This is a genomic window from Sporosarcina sp. So3-204 (assembly GCF_058068165.1).
This window is the reverse complement of record NZ_CM176485.1, coordinates 301,540-320,008: the sequence shown is the minus strand read 5'-3', so window position 1 is coordinate 320,008 and position 18,469 is coordinate 301,540. Positions and strand designations below refer to the sequence as shown.

At 37.5% G+C, this 18,469-nt stretch carries 15 protein-coding genes; 2 read left to right on the top strand and 13 right to left on the bottom strand.

Going from position 1 to position 18,469, the window contains the following annotated elements; translation table 11 throughout:
- Positions 1–158: 158 nt before the first annotated feature.
- The 5 genes from AC3RV6_RS01540 to AC3RV6_RS01520 all read right to left on the bottom strand — a co-directional run bounded on the left by AC3RV6_RS01540 (position 159) and on the right by AC3RV6_RS01520 (position 7,022).
- The gene (locus AC3RV6_RS01540; protein ID WP_489749156.1) at positions 159–1,349 is read right to left on the bottom strand and encodes an acyl-CoA dehydrogenase family protein; all 1,191 of its coding nucleotides are present in this window, start codon (positions 1,347–1,349) and stop codon (positions 159–161) included.
- 37 nt (positions 1,350–1,386) lie between these two features.
- Positions 1,387–2,556: a saccharopine dehydrogenase family protein gene (locus tag AC3RV6_RS01535; RefSeq protein ID WP_489747723.1), complete on the bottom strand. Its 1,170-nt coding sequence runs from the start codon at positions 2,554–2,556 to the stop codon at positions 1,387–1,389.
- A gap of 26 nt (positions 2,557–2,582) precedes the next feature.
- Positions 2,583–4,058, bottom strand: a complete 1,476-nt coding sequence (locus AC3RV6_RS01530; RefSeq protein WP_489747722.1) for an aldehyde dehydrogenase family protein — start codon at positions 4,056–4,058, stop codon at positions 2,583–2,585.
- Positions 4,059–4,345: 287 nt separating this feature from the next.
- Positions 4,346–5,392: a YecA family protein gene (locus AC3RV6_RS01525; RefSeq protein WP_489747721.1), complete on the bottom strand. Its 1,047-nt coding sequence runs from the start codon at positions 5,390–5,392 to the stop codon at positions 4,346–4,348.
- A gap of 121 nt (positions 5,393–5,513) precedes the next feature.
- Positions 5,514–7,022, bottom strand: a complete 1,509-nt coding sequence (locus AC3RV6_RS01520) for a DHA2 family efflux MFS transporter permease subunit (protein ID WP_489747720.1) — start codon at positions 7,020–7,022, stop codon at positions 5,514–5,516.
- A gap of 277 nt (positions 7,023–7,299) precedes the next feature.
- On the opposite strand from AC3RV6_RS01520, the gene AC3RV6_RS01515 reads away from it, so the two are divergent.
- Positions 7,300–8,181: a TetR/AcrR family transcriptional regulator gene (locus AC3RV6_RS01515; RefSeq protein WP_489747719.1), complete on the top strand. Its 882-nt coding sequence runs from the start codon at positions 7,300–7,302 to the stop codon at positions 8,179–8,181.
- 107 nt (positions 8,182–8,288) lie between these two features.
- Here the strand turns inward: AC3RV6_RS01515 and AC3RV6_RS01510 are convergent, their stop codons facing one another.
- Positions 8,289–8,945: a hypothetical protein gene (locus AC3RV6_RS01510; RefSeq protein ID WP_489747718.1), complete on the bottom strand. Its 657-nt coding sequence runs from the start codon at positions 8,943–8,945 to the stop codon at positions 8,289–8,291.
- A 152-nt stretch (positions 8,946–9,097) separates the two neighbouring features.
- On the opposite strand from AC3RV6_RS01510, the gene AC3RV6_RS01505 reads away from it, so the two are divergent.
- Complete coding sequence (locus AC3RV6_RS01505) at positions 9,098–10,066, top strand: bile acid:sodium symporter family protein (protein ID WP_489747717.1); 969 nt, start codon at positions 9,098–9,100, stop codon at positions 10,064–10,066.
- Between the two features lie 45 nt (positions 10,067–10,111).
- Here the strand turns inward: AC3RV6_RS01505 and dpaL are convergent, their stop codons facing one another.
- The 7 genes from dpaL to ilvC all read right to left on the bottom strand — a co-directional run bounded on the left by dpaL (position 10,112) and on the right by ilvC (position 18,458).
- On the bottom strand, positions 10,112–11,326 hold the full coding sequence (gene dpaL, locus AC3RV6_RS01500) for a diaminopropionate ammonia-lyase (protein ID WP_489747716.1): 1,215 nt from the start codon (positions 11,324–11,326) through the stop codon (positions 10,112–10,114).
- A gap of 14 nt (positions 11,327–11,340) precedes the next feature.
- The gene (locus AC3RV6_RS01495) at positions 11,341–12,213 is read right to left on the bottom strand and encodes a phosphotransferase (RefSeq protein ID WP_489747715.1); all 873 of its coding nucleotides are present in this window, start codon (positions 12,211–12,213) and stop codon (positions 11,341–11,343) included.
- A gap of 410 nt (positions 12,214–12,623) precedes the next feature.
- A complete protein-coding gene (leuD, locus tag AC3RV6_RS01490) occupies positions 12,624–13,214 on the bottom strand; it encodes a 3-isopropylmalate dehydratase small subunit (protein ID WP_489747714.1) in 591 nt (196 codons plus the stop codon).
- A gap of 31 nt (positions 13,215–13,245) precedes the next feature.
- Entirely contained in the window at positions 13,246–14,655 is a 1,410-nt protein-coding gene (gene leuC, locus AC3RV6_RS01485) for a 3-isopropylmalate dehydratase large subunit (protein ID WP_489747713.1), read from the bottom strand.
- A gap of 17 nt (positions 14,656–14,672) precedes the next feature.
- Positions 14,673–15,773 carry a 3-isopropylmalate dehydrogenase gene (gene leuB / locus AC3RV6_RS01480; protein WP_489747712.1) on the bottom strand — a complete coding sequence of 367 codons (1,101 nt, stop codon included), beginning with the start codon at positions 15,771–15,773 and terminating at the stop codon, positions 14,673–14,675.
- A 122-nt stretch (positions 15,774–15,895) separates the two neighbouring features.
- A complete protein-coding gene (locus AC3RV6_RS01475; protein WP_489747711.1) occupies positions 15,896–17,437 on the bottom strand; it encodes a 2-isopropylmalate synthase in 1,542 nt (513 codons plus the stop codon).
- On the bottom strand, positions 17,424–18,458 hold the full coding sequence (gene ilvC / locus AC3RV6_RS01470) for a ketol-acid reductoisomerase (RefSeq protein WP_489747710.1): 1,035 nt from the start codon (positions 18,456–18,458) through the stop codon (positions 17,424–17,426). Before ilvC ends, AC3RV6_RS01475 begins: the two co-directional genes overlap by 14 nt.
- Positions 18,459–18,469: the final 11 nt, after the last annotated feature.

Sequence of the window (18,469 nt, the reverse complement as noted above, 5' to 3'; positions counted from 1 at the left end):
ATGGAAAAGGTATTTTCTATTTTATTTTATCACATGCATGAATCGTACAGTGATAAATCAATAGAATAAACCACGTAAAGATGCTAAGAGAATTATTGCTATCCTCTTAGCATTTATCATTTATAATCCAAAGTTATTTTTGATCACCATTATTAAGTTCACTCGTCTACCCAAGCAGGCAACATTGAACTTAACTCCTTATCCTCCCGATAACCAAGTACAAATTCAGCTTGCATAATTGTATGAATTTCACGGGTTCCTTCATAAATAACAGGCGCTTTTGAATTCCGTAAAAATCTAGCTACAGGATATTCATCTGAATAACCATAAGCACCATGAATTTGAAATGCATCATCCGCTGCTTTATTTGCAAAATCACAAGCTTGCCATTTTGCTAAGGACGTTTCTCGCGTGTTCCGTAACCCTTTGTTTTTCATTTCACCGGCACGATATACGAGAAGTCTACTCATTTGGTAGCCCGCTTCCATATTGGCAATCATTTGTTGGACAAGCTGATGTTTGCCGATTGGTTTACCAAAGGTTTCACGCTCATTGCAATACTTAACACTTTCCTCTAAACAACCCATAATGAGCCCAACAGCACCCGCAGCTACTGTGAATCTACCGTTATCAAGTGCCGACATTGCAATTTTAAAGCCTTCACCCTCTTCACCTAATAAGTTCTCAGCCGGAATACGCATATCATCGAAAAATAATTCACCTGTATTACCGGCACGTATACCGTATTTCCCTTTAATTGCTTTAGATGAAAAGCCCGGAGTTGTCCGTTCAACAATAAACGCACTAATACCGTGGTGCTTCTTTTCTTTATTCGTATACGCGAAAATTAGAAAGTTATCTGCAGAATCACATAAAGAAATCCATGTCTTCTGACCGTTCAAAATATAATCATCTCCGTCACGCACCGCGGTTGTCGTCATTGCAGCAACATCGGAACCCGCTCCCGGTTCAGTCAATCCGAACGCACCAATTTTTTCACCCTTCGCTTGCGGTACAAGGAACTTCTCCTTCTGGTTTTCATTGCCCCACTGCATAAGGGTCATCGAATTCAACCCAATATGAACCGATACCGCCGTACGAAAAGCAGTATCACCACGCTCAAGCTCTTCACATAATATAGCGAGCGAATTGTAATCCATGCCACTACCAGCATACTTTTCCGGTATACAAACACCCATGAATCCCAGATCCGCAAGTTTTTGCCAAATTGCTGGGTCAAAGCCGCCTTCAGCATCCCACTGCTGTATATTCGGCATAATCTCATCATCTACAAAATGTCGTACAGTATGCCTAAGCATCTTTTGTTCCTCTGTAAAACCGAAGTCCATCATTATTCCCTCCTTTCTCCATTAAAAAGGTTTTGGTTTACTCATGTTCCAAAATGCCTAACGTCAGAACTTCTTCAATAATAACGCCACGCTTTTTTAACTCTGAAATATACAATTCACCTGGAATAATTTTTTCTGGTGGATAAACACCACGCTTTGAAATCGCACCGTTTCCAATCAATTGGGCAATGATTGACACCGTATTTGCAGTCGCGCGTGCCATTGCTGTAATATTCACAGACTTATCCTTTTCAGTAATTAAATTATACTCGTAAGTACAAGGTTCTCCTGACTTTTCACCACTAACAATAACACGGAGCAACACAGCATCAGATTTCTTGCCAAGTTTTAGTTGTGAAGAAAGTTGTTCTCTCATGACGTCACGTACTTTTATATATTTCCCATCAATAATTACTTCATTCTCACGAGATAGTAGCCCCAAATCAACAAGTAGTTGGAACTTTTCCGCATGCCCTTTGTATCTAATTGTTTTATATTCCAATGTATTTACCGAATAAAATGATTCCGTCATTGTAGATGTGCCACCCGAAGTATGGAACGCTTCTAACTCCCCATATCCATCAAAATGAATTGATTCAACTTCTGATAAAGAAGGGACTATTTTTAATTCACCGTTGCGAATAACCCTCGAAGGATCTGTATAGTGATCGAACACACCTTCAATCGAAAAGACAACATTGTAATTCAGGGGCGGCTCGGGCTTTACTGGAATTCCACCAACAAAAAGCTTTATAGATTCAACTTTATCGAGTTTTCCCGCGCCGTATCCTGCAAGAATATTTATCATTCCAGGTGCTACACCCAGATCTGGAATAATTGTCACACCTTTTTCTGCAGCTTGCTTATTTAGACGAAGTACTGCTGTAGTAGCCCCGCCAATATGCCCTCCTAAATCAATTGAATGAACGCCCAGTTCAATTGCAATTTTCGCAACCTTTTCATTAAACGTATAAAAAAGTGCATTAACAACAACATCACCCAAGGCCATAACGTCTCCTAGTAATTCATCATTATTCGCATCGAGCCATAAAATATCGAGCTTATCAGACATTAACTCTTCGGCAAATTTTTCCGCATGTTCTACATTTAAATCTGCCAAATATACTTTCTGTACATTATTACTTTTCACGAGATCTCTAGCTGTCTCTTTACCCATTAATCCTGCGCCGAGTACAACTACTTTCATTTAACCATCTCCTTACTTACAAGTTTTCAGTTATCAATTTGCGCACGTTGCAACTTCCCACTGAAATCAATATAAATACTCTTCCATTCCGTAAAGACATCAAGCGCCGCGACACCAGAATCTCGGTGACCATTACCCGTTCCTTTTGTCCCACCAAACGGCAAATGAATTTCTGCCCCGGTTGTACCTGCATTTACATAAACAATACCTGTATCTAAATCACGTTGAGCTTGAAAAACTTTGTTTACATCACGAGAAAATATTGAACTTGAAAGTCCGTAAACTACGCTATTATTAACTTCAATCGCTTCTTCTAAACTACTGACTTCAATTAGAGACACGACTGGCCCAAAAATTTCTTCTTGCGCAAGACGACTATCCCATAAAACATCTGTAAATAATGTCGGCTCAAAGTAATGACCTTTCGCAAGATCACCATCCGTTAATACATTTCCACCTGCGAGTAGTTTTGCTCCTTCTTCTTTTCCAATTTCTACATAACTAGCAATCTTGTCGAGTGCTTTTTTATTAATAACAGGACCAATTTTCACAGATTCATCAAGACCATTACCGATCGTTAGCTGTTTCATCTGTTCCAAAAGTTTTCCCTCAATCTCTCCCTTTACATCTTTATGCACAATGACCCGACTACATGCCGTACAACGCTGTCCAGCTGTTCCAAAGGCACTCCAAAGAATCCCTTCAACGGCTAGATCAAGATCCGCGTCATCCATCACAATAACCGCATTCTTTCCACCCATTTCAAGTGAGACTTTCTTTAGATGACGTCCCCCTGTTTCAGCAACATGTCGTCCAGTTTCAGTCGACCCCGTGAATGATATGACACGTACATCCGGGTGTTCAATCATTGCTGTCCCAACATCAGCACCTGCACCGAATACAATATTTGCTACCCCTTCTGGTAATCCAACTTCGTCAAATATAAGTCCCATTTCATACGCCATCATTGGTGTTTCTGTCGCAGGTTTCCAAATAAATGTATTGCCTGCCACAATAGCCGGAAATGACTTCCACGTTGCAATTGCTATCGGGAAATTCCATGGTGTAATTAATCCCACAACCCCAATCGGTGCACGCACACTCATTGCAAACTTATCTTGCAATTCAGATGGTACCGTTTCGCCAACTAGACGACGTCCTTCTCCTGCCATATAAAAAGCCATATCAATTCCTTCTTGTACCTCACCACGTGCCTCTTCAATTACCTTTCCCATCTCAGTCGTCAATACCTGAGATAGATGTTCTTTTTTCTCAATCATTATACGTCCTATTTCATATAAAAAATCTGCACGTTTTGGTGCCGGAACGAGCGCCCATTTTTTCTGAGCATCCTTCGCAGCTTTCACGGCAAGATTAACATCCTCTTTCTTGGAAAGCCTAACTTGCGCAACTTCTTCACCATTCGCAGGATTCGTAACCGTCGTAAAATGAGCTCCCCCCGCCTCTTGCCACGATCCTCCGATGTAATTATTCAATTGCATAGTAAACATTCCCCTTCCATACGAAATATGTTCATTAATACTCTTTCGACAAACTTACTAGAACTCCTTTGCAGGTCAATTAATTTCATAATAGGGTTTTATTGCTACATCACCACAATATATAGTTGAGTTGAAGCGTTCTCAAACTATATGTTGCGTCGTTGTAGCAGATTAATGTCATTATGAAATTGATTCAGGTCTCGGAATATTCAGAATCACAAAAACCCCAGACATGAATTATATGTCTGGGGTTTTACATAAATGAAGATTAGTTAGCGGCTATTAACTTACTTTGTAATTAGATAATCTTCTACAACAAAGGTATTGATGTTTTTTATGTGACTCGCCATAGAAGCTGGAGATACATCAAACAACTTAGCAGCAGCAGTTTTTGTCATTGGATCTTCTGTTAATAAATCTAGGTCAACAGCTGTTACGAATGCAGCAGCTGCAACTACATTTGCTTTACGAAAATTTGGCTGCGTTTTAATAAAATAAGCAGCACAAATGTTTTTAATTAACTCTTTTTCTTCTTGATCCGTATTTCTTTCTTCTAGGACACTATTGAGTAGCTCTATTGTTTCACTTTGAATAGGTGTTAAATCCTGTTCACTTGGTTCAATTATAGTTTCTTCAACTTGCCCAGTAACTATTGGTCTTCCAAGTAAAATAGCATAAACCTCTAGCATATGTTCTTCTAAAAGATTAGTTTTAGATGCTGCTTTATTTAATTCAGAAAACGACTGAATAGCTAATTCTAAAGCGCCATCTTCATCTTTAACACACATAAGAGATGAAACGATTTTAACACTTTGTTTCTTAATTTGATCTTGAGGTAATACAATCCCCAAAACAAGTACGCCGCAACTTAATGCCATCTTCTCATTTTGTTTCAGATAATACGTTTCCGATCCAATTAATTCTTTAATTTCTAAATAACCATTTTCTTCAGCAACCACTTTACCAAGTAGTATAAGCGGTTTCTTCCAAGTCTCTACTACTTCTTTTACATTACTTCTTAATGTCTCATTTAAGATATCTGATAGATAATTTTCCCACAAATCTCTTCTTGAAATTAGAATATAATATGCACTGACTGCCTCTTCAATACTTTTCATATCCCACAGATTTCCTACTTCTTCTTTCCAAGAATTCGTATATGTTTCGAACTCGTCAAACTTTACTTGTTTCGAGATTACCTCAAATGAATTATAAAGAATTTGATTTAAATCTTGGTCTACCTGCTTGTCCAAAAATACTTCGTTTTTTCCAGCACAACATTTCTTATATTTTTTCCCGCTCCCACATGGGCATGGGTCATTTCGTCCTACCATTTATAATCACAACCTTTTCTTTCGTTGAAGTATAGGCTTAGAAAACCTAACGCATATGTTTATCATAACAGAAAACAAAAAGCTCTGTACAAGTCATCATGACTTACACAAAGCAATCCATTTAATTTTCCGTTTTCGATACTTCTGTATTGAAGTTGTTGCTTTTTGGTGGTTTTGCCCGTTTTATAAACAATGATAAAAGTAATGCTACTACTGCAACAATCGTCGAAATATGGAACGCATAGGTAATTCCTTCTAACAATGCATCTCGCTGAATTCCCAATTCAAAAATCTTTAGATCAGAAGCAGATGTCGGAATCTTACCAGAAGCCTTTGCTTCAGCAAGCATACTTATACCAAAAGAATCACTTCTCTTCGTCATAATTGTTAAGAGTAAAGCTGAACCTATCGCGCCTGATACTTGTTGTAAAGTGTTATTCATCGCCGTGCCATGTGGGTTTGAAATCATGGGTAGTTGATTTAATCCATTAGTCATAACAGGCATCATCACAAGTGCCATTCCTACCATACGAGCAGTATACACTAGCATGATGTGGAAATAACTAATCTCCAAATCAAACTGGCTCATGTAATATGTCGTGACAATTGTAATTGTCAAACCAATAATCGCCATAGCACGCGCGCCGTATTTGTCAAATAATATCCCAGTTATTGGAGACATAATCCCCATAAGAAGTGCACCTGGAAGCATTAGAAGTCCCGAATCAAGTGGCGAAATACCTCGAATTGTCTGCACATATAAAGGCGTTAAAATCATTGCTGAGAACATCGCAATTGATAACACTATTGATATGGCTGAAGATAAGGCAAACATTGGGTGTTTGTAAATTCTAAAATCAAGTAAAGGCTCGTCAATTCGTAGTTGACGGAGAATAAACGAAACGAGTGAAATCGCACCAATTATTATTGTTCCGTAGACAATTGGTGAGTCCCATCCTTTGTCTCCCGCCGAACTAAATCCATATAGTAGTCCTCCAAAGCCAATTGTCGATAGCAATAGGGAAAACACATCTAATTTCACATCTCGATTTTCTGTGATATTACGTAATTTGAAAATAGCATAAACCAATGTCAATAAAGCGATTGGTAAAACAATTTCAAATAATGTACGCCATGTATAATGTTCAATAACCCAACCTGACAACGTAGGCCCAATCGCAGGTGCACTAAACATAACTAAACCGAACATCCCCATCGCTGCACCGCGACGCTCAATGGGAAATGCAGTTAACATAATATTCATCAAAAGCGGCATCATCATTGCAGAACCCGAAGCTTGAATCATTCTTGCGATGACTAGCAAACTAAATGATGGTGCAATAATCGCTATAAATGTTCCGAGTGAAAATAATGTCATTGCAGTAATAAATAACTTTCTGTTCGTAAATTTTTGAATAAAAAAGGCGCTCGCCGGAATTAGTATACCATTTATAAGCATATATCCAGTCGTCAGCCATTGGACTTGAGAAGGCTTAATTGAAAACTCATCCATAATAGCCGGCAGCGCAATGTTTAGCAATGTATTATTCAAAAACGCAATAAATGCGCCAACAAACATAATTGCTATCATGCCATAAGGCGGTTTTTCGTGCATTTTTTTTATGTCCATCTTGTTTCCTCCACTCACTATCTATTATACCTTGGCATAAATATATCCATATCTTCCCCAAGTTTGCTTGAAAAATCCCATAAAGATCCGTGACGTCCGTCAACAGTTTTAATTAGATTTAATTAACACATAAAAGATTGTTTTTTTATCACTTTTTATATACTATACCGATAGTACAATAAATGCAATAAAATTAAACTACTCCTTCGTTATTCATTGATAATACAACGTTTTACAGCTATTATATAAATAGACTTAAAGTATAAGGATGATGATGATGAACAATCGCAAACAACAAGTATTGCAAATCGCGAAGCGTCTTTTTGTGGAAAAAGGTTTTGCTGCCACATCTGTTCAAGATATTTTAGACGAAGCTAAGTTATCTAAAGGTACGTTTTATAATTACTTTTCTACAAAGAACGAATGCCTCATGGCTATATTAGAACAAGGTCGCAATGCTACAATGATTAGAAGGCAAGAATTAATTATAGGACAAGATTTATCCAATAAAAGTATTCTTGCTTCTCAAATCTCAACTAGATTAGAGATAAATCGCGAGCATAATTTGATACCTATATTTGAAGCTGTCTTTTTTTCAATAGACCCAGATTTAAAGAAATTCGTTAAAAATCATCATTTAGGAGAACTTTCTTGGCTTACCAACAGATTCATCGATATTTACGGTGAAGATGCCGCGCCTTATGCTCCTGACTGCGCCGTCTTAACGCTGGGTATGATGCAACATATGATTCATGTTTGGATGGCCAGGACTAATGAGGAGATTCATCCAATAAAACTTGTTACTTATGTATTACGGCGAATTGATTCAATCATGTTTGATATGATAAAAAGTAAAGATAAAATTCTAGCAAGTGATGTTTTTTCAGATTTTGAAACACAACTAGACAGGGATACTCATACAAAAAGTCTACTCTCTAGATTATCTACATTCCAAACTGAATTAAACGAAGACCAATTAGAACTTAAACAATATACTCAGTTTCTAATAGATGAAATTAATTCCACCTCCCCAAGAATTAAACTAATTGAGGCTGTTGTTCGCTCATTTAGGGAGTCTTTAATTAACTCAACTCATGATCGGGAAGCACAAGATTTAGCCGCATGTGTGTGGATTTACTTAGAAACACTTGAAAAATAAGCAAAACCACGCCAATAACGGGCGTGGTTTCTTTAAAAACAATAGTATTTCTTTGCATACATACTTAAAAAGTATAATCTTTCTCCATAAAAGTCAAACCCAAATAGCTAATCCTTATCTTTAAATGAGCGTTCGATAATTGTCGAAACATGTGTTTCAGACTCAGAAATTAGTTCTTCTATAAATCGACCTGTGCTTCCCCATAAATCAAGATTTTTATGAATTAAATTAAAAATCAACTTTTCACAGTTATTTTTTTCTTCTTCTAAATTTGTAAGTCTGTTTAAACAATGAGTTTCAATCTTCCTTAAAACTTCAATTCTTACTTCATAAAGATCCGAGAAAAAAGATGAAAAATCTTCATTCTCAATCAAATCAATTGTAGCACGGACTTTTTGAATTTCTTTATCGTACATTTCCACTTGATCTTCAATAATGAATTGCAAATTCAAATGATTTTCAACTTTTACCAAGTTTTTGCGCATCGTTTTATGTGACTTACAATATTTAATCGCATTTTGCACTTCATGCTGCTTTGAATGCTTCCTAGGATGACAATCAAAAATTAAGTTCAGGTCATCTTTGATAAGGCCGGTGTATGCATTATAATAAATATTATTAAAGCGAGTAAGAACTTTTTTCATTTCTTTTCTCACCTTAGGATCATTTTTTTCTTCAGGATAATAAATATCCAACTGATTATATAAGTTGTTTATTCGCTTTACTTTTTTTCTAATATTAAGAAGATCGGAAAAGTTATTCAAATAAGCCCTCTCCTTTAACTAAACTTTATATTAGTTGATTTTATACACTTCACGCTAAAATATCAATGATTAATTATTCATTTAAGATTAAGAAAATATGCTACAATTGTAGAAAGAAAACGAGCGTTTATATAATATTGGAGGAGTATAATATGAAGGTTATTCAAACAGCAACAATATTCATTTCCAAATACCTTCCAATATGGATAGTACTCCTATCTTTATTGGCATACTTCTTCCCAAACGCATTCACTTCTATTCAAGGGCTAACAGGCGTTGGATTAGGGATGATATTTTTATTAATGGGCTTATCTTTATCCACAAAGAGTTTAGCCTCCATAATTAGAAAGCCCAAACACGCCCTATTAGGCATATTATTAAAATGGACAATCATGGTAGGCGTCAGTATTGCAATTGCGGCGCTTCTTTTCCCAAATGATCCCGAAATTGCAACAGGTGTTATTTTAGCTGGAACTGTTCCAAGTGGTACTTCTGCAAATATTTATACATTTATAGCAGGTGGTGAAGTTGCGCTCAGCATAACGATGGCGACTTTAGATACAGTTATATCACCAATTCTTACGCCGGCACTTGTTCAGGTGTTCGCTGGAAAGTTTATTCCGATAGCGTTTTGGCCAATCTTTTTAAATATTATTTATATCGTCTTTATTCCCTTATTCGCGGGATTACTTTTACAATGGCGTTGGTCTAAGAAAGCGGCTATCGTTAAACCCTATACTGCAGTTCTTTCACAGCTTGCATTATTCGTTGTCGTGTTATCCGTTATTTCTAATGCACAAAGTTCTTTGGAAGAAAATCTTTCGGTCCTCCCATTAATCTTTTTCGCTGTTTTTCTACAAGTTTCAATTCCAATGTTTTTAGGCTATGTCATATCAAAAGCTTTGAAAGTACCTGAGGAAAATGCGCGCGCAATACTATTCCACACTGGAATTTGTAACACTGCGCTTGCTGCAACACTAGCTATGGAGCATGTAAGTTCCCTTGCTGCGGTTCCAGCTGTTGCTAATATGGTCGTTAATTTAACAATAGGAGCAATTGTAGCAAATTTATTTGCAAGCAAATACAAGATTCCCTTACCTAACACTGAACAGAACTTTTAACAGACAGCATCCCCCAACTTTTCTACTGTGGGGGTTCCTATTAAATTAAGTCGAAACTGGGTAACTACCATTCCAAACTATATCCAAATAATGCTGTTTATCCGTGTCACCTTCCGTACTAATCATTAATATATGAGAATCATTCGTTAGGTCGAGCGCATCACATATTTCGTTTTTTCTATTCGCCAATAAATAATAAAACAATCCCATTGGTACAGCCCCGGATTCACCAGAAATAATTCTTGCATCATCTCCAAGTGGATTACCTAAGACCCTCATACCTGTTGCAGCAATGGAATCGTCACATGAAAATGTACCACATGCATATCGACGCAATATGCTGTAGGCTTGCCTATTTGGTTCGCCGCATGCCAATCCAGCCATAATCGTATTTAAATCGCCTGAAACAGATTCCATAGTTCCCTCTTCACTCATAAACGATTTATAATAGCAATCAGCAATGTTCGGTTCAACGATTATTATTTTAGGTGGATTTTCTTTGTAGCGCTTCACAAAATACGCCGCAATTCCTGCTGCAAAGGAACCTACGCCTGCTTGAAGAAATATATGCGTTGGGGCTTCACCATCTAAATTGTTAATTTCATCAACAATTTCTTGTCCCATAGATGCATAACCTTGCATAATCCACTCTGGTATCTCCTCGTAACCTTCCCAGCCTGTATCCTGCACCATAACCCAACCGTTTTCTTCGGCTAACTTTGCACTCATTCGTACTGTCTCATCGTAATTCACTTCTGTAACAGCAGCATATGCCCCTTCGTTTTGAATCGCTACAACTCGTTCTTTCGAGGAGCCTTTAGGCAAATAAATTCTAGACTTTTGTCCAAGTTCCCGCGCTGCCCAGGCAACACCGCGCCCATGATTGCCATCTGTCGCTGATATGAACGTAATTTCCCCTAGTTTCTCCTTAACTTCAGCTGTTTGCAATTCAGTAAACGATAGATCTGCTATATCCCTATCAAGTTGATTGGCAATGTATTTCCCCATCGCATATATTCCACCCAATACTTTAAAAGCATTAAGGCCAAATCGATAAGATTCATCTTTCACCTGTATACTAGCAACACTTAGATGCTTAGCTAAGTTCGTTAATGATCTTAATGGGGTTTTCGTGTAAAGAGGATGCGTTTGCTGAAACCTTAAAATTTTCTCCACTTCTTCTTTAGAAAATAAAGACAGTTCACCCTCTAGGTATTCCTTTGAACAATAATTGTTTTCCGCCCATTTAACTTTATTCATTTTTAATTATCCTCCTACTTTTTAAATAAAAAAATATGCTCTTTTGCTCTTTCGAAACGCATTCTACCGTATAGACCTATATCATCGCCTTTGGCATCTTTAAACAAAGCCCATACGCTCCACAAATAGTCTTGAAAAATCTTATGTAAAAGTACTCTTTCATACTCTATTTTGGTAATGGGGCGCTGAAAATAATATGCAAGAAAACTCTTTTCTTCTTTAGTAGTTAATCCTGATTCTAATGAGTATGCAGCTAAATCCCACAGCGGATCGAACATTCCACTATACTCCCAGTCAATCAAGTAAAGCATGTCCTCGCTATCCTCAATAAAGTTCTTATAAGTTGTATCTATATGGCAAGGACACTCTTTTACATTCAATGTCTCGTAGTACTTTTTTAACAATAAAACCTTTTCTTTCACTCTCTGAAACCCTTCATAAAATTGAGCATTTTCTCCCAAAGCCAACGCTTCGTATTTTTCCATGAGATTAAAAAGTTCAAACTGATTTTTCATAGCAAGATTCGTATCATGAAGCTTTCTTAATAAGCCTGATACTTTCTTCATCATTTCTCCACTTTTTGCAGTCTCAGGGACTATTAACTTTGCGCCTTTTATTTTCTCAGTTATCTTAAAACCACTTCCCGCATCAAAATACACTAATTTGGGGTTTATTCCAAGATTAGAACTAAACTCAAGATTCTCTTTCTCTTCCACTCTGTTTATAAAGTCCTCAGTACCTCTACCTGGAAATCGAACTATATAATTCTTTCCTTTTATAGAAGTTAAGTAATTAAGATTTGTCATGCCATTCATTTTTTCTTTAATTTGAATATCAGATTCATTTATTTGAAGCGCTTTCATTATTAGTAAAGTTAAGTCTTTCATCCAAAGAGCACCCCTTCGTTTATAATCATCACGCTTGCAATTAATTAAGGAATGAAGGATTAAAATTTCGACTTCTTAATTTTTTTCAAGACATAGTAATTTGATATGTTATTATTATACCATTCCCTCTAAAACAATACATTTAATATCGGCTCTAACAATTACACCTCGACTTAATTGCATCCAGATCTTTTCGATTTTGCTCGCAAGGCTCCCATCAATATAATTTAAAATAGCTGACATGATCGTATTTAATATGCAATCACGTTTTTTTAATTGGAATAAAACTAAACAGTTCACCAACACGCAGCGTCCAACTTTAAATTTATTTAACTATAAAGCAAGCCATTTAAAATTTTTAAATAAAAAACTACTTAACAACCAATTACTGGGTTGTTAAGTAGGGTGCATTACTTCTGAAGTTGTTTATTTTCATATGCTGTAATTTGGTCTTCGTACTGAAAAGTTAATTCAATCTCGTCCCAGCCATTTAACAACATTTGTTTATAATAAGGGTCAACTTCAAATGAATACGTCTGACCATCTTGTCCAGTTACGGTTTGTTCATCTAAGTTCACATCAACTGAATATGGTGACTCTTGCCCTTTTGCTAGTAATTCTTCTACTTCACTGACAGATAATGCGATAGTTAGAATTCCATTTTTCATACAATTACTACGGAAAATATCTGCAAAACTAGGTGCAATAACTACATTAAAACCATAATCTAAAATCGCCCAAGGCGCATGCTCTCTCGAAGAACCACAACCAAAGTTTTCATGAGCTACTAAGACCTTTGAATCTTTAAAACGCTCATCATTTAAAACAAAGTCTTTTATTTCGTTATCATTTTCATCAAAGCGCCAGTGGTAAAATAAATACTGCCCAAAGCCAGTTCTTTCAATACGCTTTAAAAACTCTTTTGAAATTATTTGATCCGTATCTACGTTTACCCTATCGAGCGGAGTTATTACACTCGTTACTTTATTAATCGGCTCCAATACCTCAACCTCCCCTTCGTTTCATTCTACATCAGACATGAGCAATTTCGATCTCTCGTACATCTACCATATGGCCTGCTATCGCAGCTGCTGCCGCCATCGCCGGGCTCATTAAGTGCGTACGTGAACCTGCACCTTGTCGTCCTTCAAAGTTTCGGTTGGATGTTGAAGCACATCGTTCGCCCGAGGGTACAACATCATCATTCATTGCTAAACACATACTACAACCTGACTCTCTCCACTCAAAACCAGCATCGAGGAAAATCTTATCCAGACCTTCATCTTCAGCTTGGGCTTTAACTGTTTTAGAACCAGGAACAATAATTGCTGTAACAGATTCATGAACCTTCTTACCTTCTACTATACTCGCCGCTTCACGTAAATCGCTTAGGCGTGCATTTGTACATGAGCCAATAAATACATTTTGAATTTCAATAGATGTAAGTGGAGCACCTTCTTCTAACCCCATGTACACAAGAGCCTTTTTAAGTGCGTCTCTATCAGACTCTGTCTTTTGATCAGCAATAAAAGGTACATGATTTGTAATACCTGACCCCATCGATGGGTTCGTACCCCAAGTTACAAAAGGTTCGATTTCATCAGCATCTATTTCAAGGTTAGTATCATAAACTGCATCTACGTCTGATGCAAGTGCTAACCAAGATGCCGCTGCTTTTTCAAATTCTTCGCCAGCCGGAACATATCTACGACCTTTCAAGTAGGAAATCGTCGTATCATCCGGACTGATTAGACCTGCCTTTGCACCAGCTTCAATCGACATATTACAAACAGTCATGCGCTCTTCCATAGACAAGTTACGAATTGCTTCTCCCGTATATTCAACAATATGGCCATTACCCATATCGATGCCAAATTTCGAGATAATCGCCAAAATAATGTCCTTCGCCGTAACACCAGTACCAAGTTTACCAGTTACACGAATCTCCATTGTTTTCGGTCTTGCTTGCCATAGCGTTTGAGTAGATAATACATGTTCAACTTCACTTGTTCCAATTCCGAATGCAATCGCACCAAAAGCACCGTGTGTTGACGTATGACTATCGCCACAAACAATTGTTTTTCCAGGTTGTGTTATACCAAGTTCAGGTCCTATAATATGCACAATTCCTTGATCTGGATGGTCCATATTCGCTAATGGAACGCCGAATTCATCACAGTTTGTTTGTAATGTAGTAATTTGTTTTTTAGCAATTGGATCAGAAATTACCGGCAAATTACGCGTCGGTACATTATGATCCATAGTAGCAAAGCATAAGTCAGGGCGTCGTACTTTCCGGCCCGCTAGCCGAAGTCCTTCAAACGCTTGTGGTGAAGTTACTTCATGTATTAGATGAAGATCAATATAAAGTAAATCTGGTATACCTTGTTCTTCATAAACTATATGTTGGGCCCAAATCTTTTCAATAATCGTCTTTGCCAATGAAGTCTCCCCCTTTCTTAGTTATAAGTAGACATAATGCTATTTGAGACAAATTGAAGATCTAGTTCATCTACAACCTTACTTGCCCACTCATCTGTAGAAAGTGCACGTTGTCCCCGTCCAGCTAAATCCGCCGTAAAGAATCCTTCTTCAAAGACAGCTTCTACTGCTTCTTCAATTGCTGCTGCTTCAATCTCCATATTAAATGAATACCTGAACATCATAGCAACTGAAAGAATTGTAGCTGCCGGGTTGGCTTTTCCTTGACCTGCAATATCTGGTGCTGATCCGTGAACTGGTTCGTAGATACCAAAGTCCTTAGAATTAATACTCGCAGAAGGAAGCATACCTAATGATCCCGTAATAACCGATGTTTCATCACTCAATATATCTCCAAATAAATTCTCTGTTAAAATAATATCGAACGCGGAAGGATTCGTTACGATTTGCATCGCGGCATTATCCACTAACATATGATTAACTTCAACATCAGGGTAGTACGATTTCTTCTCCTCAACAATTTCACGCCATAATTTACTTGTCGCCAGCACATTTTCCTTGTCGACAGATGTAATTCTACCTTTTCGTAGCCTTGCTAATTCAAAGCCTTTATCTACAATTCGTTCAATTTCTTCTCTTGAATAAACTAGCGTATCTACAGCACCTTCATTCGTACGACGGCTCGGTTCCCCGAAGTATAAGCCTCCCGTTAATTCACGAACGACTAATAGATCTACGTCTCTAACAATTTCTTCTTTAAGAGGAGAAGCTTGGAGTAATGATGGGACAGCTTTTACAGGACGAAGGTTAGCAAACAAATCAAAATGCTTTCGAATTGCTAACAATCCTTTTTCTGGCCGTAATTCTGGTGGATTTTCATTCCACTTAGGCCCTCCTACTGCACCAAGAAGAACAGCATCGCTCTTTTCACAAAGCTCGATTGTTTCACGAGGTAATGGTGAGTTGTAATTATCAATTGCTGTACCGCCAATAGAGCCGTACTCAATTTCGAACGTATGATTAAAACGTCTAGCAATAACTTGTAACACCTTTACTGCCGCTTCTGTTACTTCTGGTCCAATCCCATCACCTGGTAGAACTGCTATTTTCTTTTTCATTTAAGCTCTCCTCCTTATATTTTTTATTCCATTCACTTTTAAATTTACATTGCTAAGTAATATTGTTGATTTCCACTAATGGAAGATACCTTTCGCTTCAATCAACAATACTTTTCAATACTTCAAATTGTCTTTTCTTTTTCTAAACCTCTAGCTGTAACAAGTTGTCTATTTATAGCATTTAAATAAGCTTTTGCTGATGCTTCAAGAACATCTTGTGCAACGTCACGACCTGTAATAATCTCATCATTATATTTAAGGTGAATGACCGCTTCACCTAGCGCATCTCTGCCTTTACCGATTGAAGTAACTCGATAATCAAGAATTTCAATTTTACTTTGGACTAGCTCTTCAAGCGTGTTAAAGATTGCTTCTACTGGACCTGAACCGGTAGCAGTATTACTTGCTTCTTTACCACTTGGTAAAATAACAGCAACCATCGCTTTCGGGCTTCTTCCAGATTCGTATTGAACTTGAACATCTGTTAATTCATAAATCGGCATATCTTTGTAGTCTATTTGCTGATCTGTGAATAATACAAATAAATCTTGTTCAGTAATTTCTTTTTTACGGTCTGCCAAGCGTTTAAACTCAACGAAAGCATCATTTAGCTCCTCATCAGTTAACTCGAAGCCCATTGTAATAGAACGATCTTTGAAAGCATGTCTACCTGAGTGTTTGCCGAGCGCAAGAGGTATATCACTCTCACCAATTAATGCTGGTGTAATAATTTCGTATGTTTCTCTATTTTTCAACATGCCGTCTTGGTGAATTCCTGACTCATGTGCAAAAGCATTTTTACCAACAATTGCTTTATTCGGTTGTATTACAACACCCGTTAATTGACTTACTAACTGGCTTGTACGTTTGATTTCTTTTAAATTAATGTCCGTCGTGAAATTATAGACATCTTTACGAATATGCAAAGCAACTGCAATTTCCTCAAGCGCCACATTTCCTGCACGCTCACCAAGTCCATTAATTGTACCTTCAATTTGATCTGCACCATTTTCAATCGCTGCAATTGTGTTAGCTGTCGCCATCCCTAAATCATCATGACAATGAGCTGATAATTTAACTTTATCAATACCCATAACATTGTCCTTCAAATATTTAAAGAGCGCTCCGTATTCTGCAGGCGTTGCGTAACCAACTGTATCTGGAATATTGATTGTTGTAGCCCCTGCTTGAATAACTTTTCCAACAATTTTAACAAGGAAATCCCAGTCTGAACGAAACGCATCTTCTGCAGACCATTGAACGAGTGGAAACTTTTTACGTGCATGTTTCACTGCCTCAACAGCAATTTCAACAACCTGATCAGGCGTTTTATTTAATTTATATTCCATATGAATAGGAGAAGTTGCTAGAAAAACATGAAGATGAGGCTGTTCAGCACCTTTTAGCGCTTCCCAAGAAGTGTCAATATCACTTTTCATTGCTCTCGCTAAACCTGTAACTGTCGAATTTTTCACTTTATTCGCAATACGCTGAACCGCTTCAAAATCACCAGGGGAAGAAGCAGGAAATCCTGCTTCAATAATTGTTACCCCAAGCTTTTCTAGTTGACGTGCAATTTCAAACTTTTCTGCTGTATTTAAATTAATCCCAGCGGCTTGTTCACCATCGCGTAGTGTTGTGTCGAAAACATCAATTTTTCGCACTCTTCACCACTTCTTTCTCTCCAATCTTCTTGCCTGCATTTACAAAAGGCATCATTTCGCGAAGTTTTTGTCCAACTTCTTCGATTTGGTGTTTTTCTTCTTTTTCAGTGATAGCGTTAAAGTTTGGACGGTTATCTTCGTTCTCTTTGATCCATCCGCGTGCGAATTCTCCTGATTGGATTTCAGAAAGAAGTTCTTTCATTCTATCTTTTGTTCCAGCATCAACAATACGATCTCCAGCTACATAATCGCCCCATTGTGCAGTGTCAGAGATTGAGTAACGCATTCCTGAAAGTCCACCCTCATACATAAGGTCAACGATTAGTTTTAGTTCATGTAATGTTTCAAAGTAAGCAAGTTCTGGCTGATATCCTGCTTCAACAAGCGTTTCAAATCCTGCTTTTACAAGTGCAGTTGTTCCACCACAAAGTACTGCTTGCTCGCCGAATAAATCAGTTTCAGTTTCTTCTTTAAATGTTGTTTCAAGAACGCCTGCACGTGCACTTCCGATACCTTTAGCATAAGCAAGAGCAACATCTTTAGCTTGACCAGATACGTCTTGGTATACAGCGAATAGAGCTGGTACGCCTGCGCCTGCTTCGAATGTTCTACGAACTAGATGTCCCGGTCCCTTTGGTGCAACTAAGAATACGTCAACATCTGCAGGTGGTTTGATTTCGTCAAAGTGAACGTTAAATCCGTGTGCAAATACAAGTGATTTTCCAGCTGTAAGTGCATCTTTTATTTCTTCATTATAAACTTGTTTTTGTCTTTCATCTGGTAACAAGATCATGATTAAATCAGCTTGTTCAGATGCTTCTTTCACTGTTGCAACTTCTAGGCCATCTTCTTTTGCTTGATCAAATGATTTACCTGGTCTAACACCAACGATTACATCAAAACCTGAATCTTTCAAGTTACGAGCGTGTGCGTGTCCTTGTGAACCGTATCCAATAATTGCTACTTTCTTCCCTTGTAGTAAACCTTCGTTGATATCGTCGTTATAATACATTTTAGCCATTTTTAATTTCC

Coding starts and splice junctions, on each gene's coding strand:
- AC3RV6_RS01540 (WP_489749156.1), bottom strand. CDS start 1,349: ATGGACTTCGGTTTTACAGAGGAACAAAAGATGCTTAGGCATACTGTA.
- AC3RV6_RS01535 (WP_489747723.1), bottom strand. CDS start 2,556: ATGAAAGTAGTTGTACTCGGCGCAGGATTAATGGGTAAAGAGACAGCT.
- AC3RV6_RS01530 (WP_489747722.1), bottom strand. CDS start 4,058: ATGCAATTGAATAATTACATCGGAGGATCGTGGCAAGAGGCGGGGGGA.
- AC3RV6_RS01525 (WP_489747721.1), bottom strand. CDS start 5,392: ATGGTAGGACGAAATGACCCATGCCCATGTGGGAGCGGGAAAAAATAT.
- AC3RV6_RS01520 (WP_489747720.1), bottom strand. CDS start 7,022: ATGGACATAAAAAAAATGCACGAAAAACCGCCTTATGGCATGATAGCA.
- AC3RV6_RS01515 (WP_489747719.1), top strand. CDS start 7,300: ATGAACAATCGCAAACAACAAGTATTGCAAATCGCGAAGCGTCTTTTT.
- AC3RV6_RS01505 (WP_489747717.1), top strand. CDS start 9,098: ATGAAGGTTATTCAAACAGCAACAATATTCATTTCCAAATACCTTCCA.
- dpaL (WP_489747716.1), bottom strand. CDS start 11,326: ATGAATAAAGTTAAATGGGCGGAAAACAATTATTGTTCAAAGGAATAC.
- AC3RV6_RS01495 (WP_489747715.1), bottom strand. CDS start 12,213: ATGAAAGACTTAACTTTACTAATAATGAAAGCGCTTCAAATAAATGAA.
- leuB (WP_489747712.1), bottom strand. CDS start 15,773: ATGAAAAAGAAAATAGCAGTTCTACCAGGTGATGGGATTGGACCAGAA.
- ilvC (WP_489747710.1), bottom strand. CDS start 18,458: ATGGCTAAAATGTATTATAACGACGATATCAACGAAGGTTTACTACAA.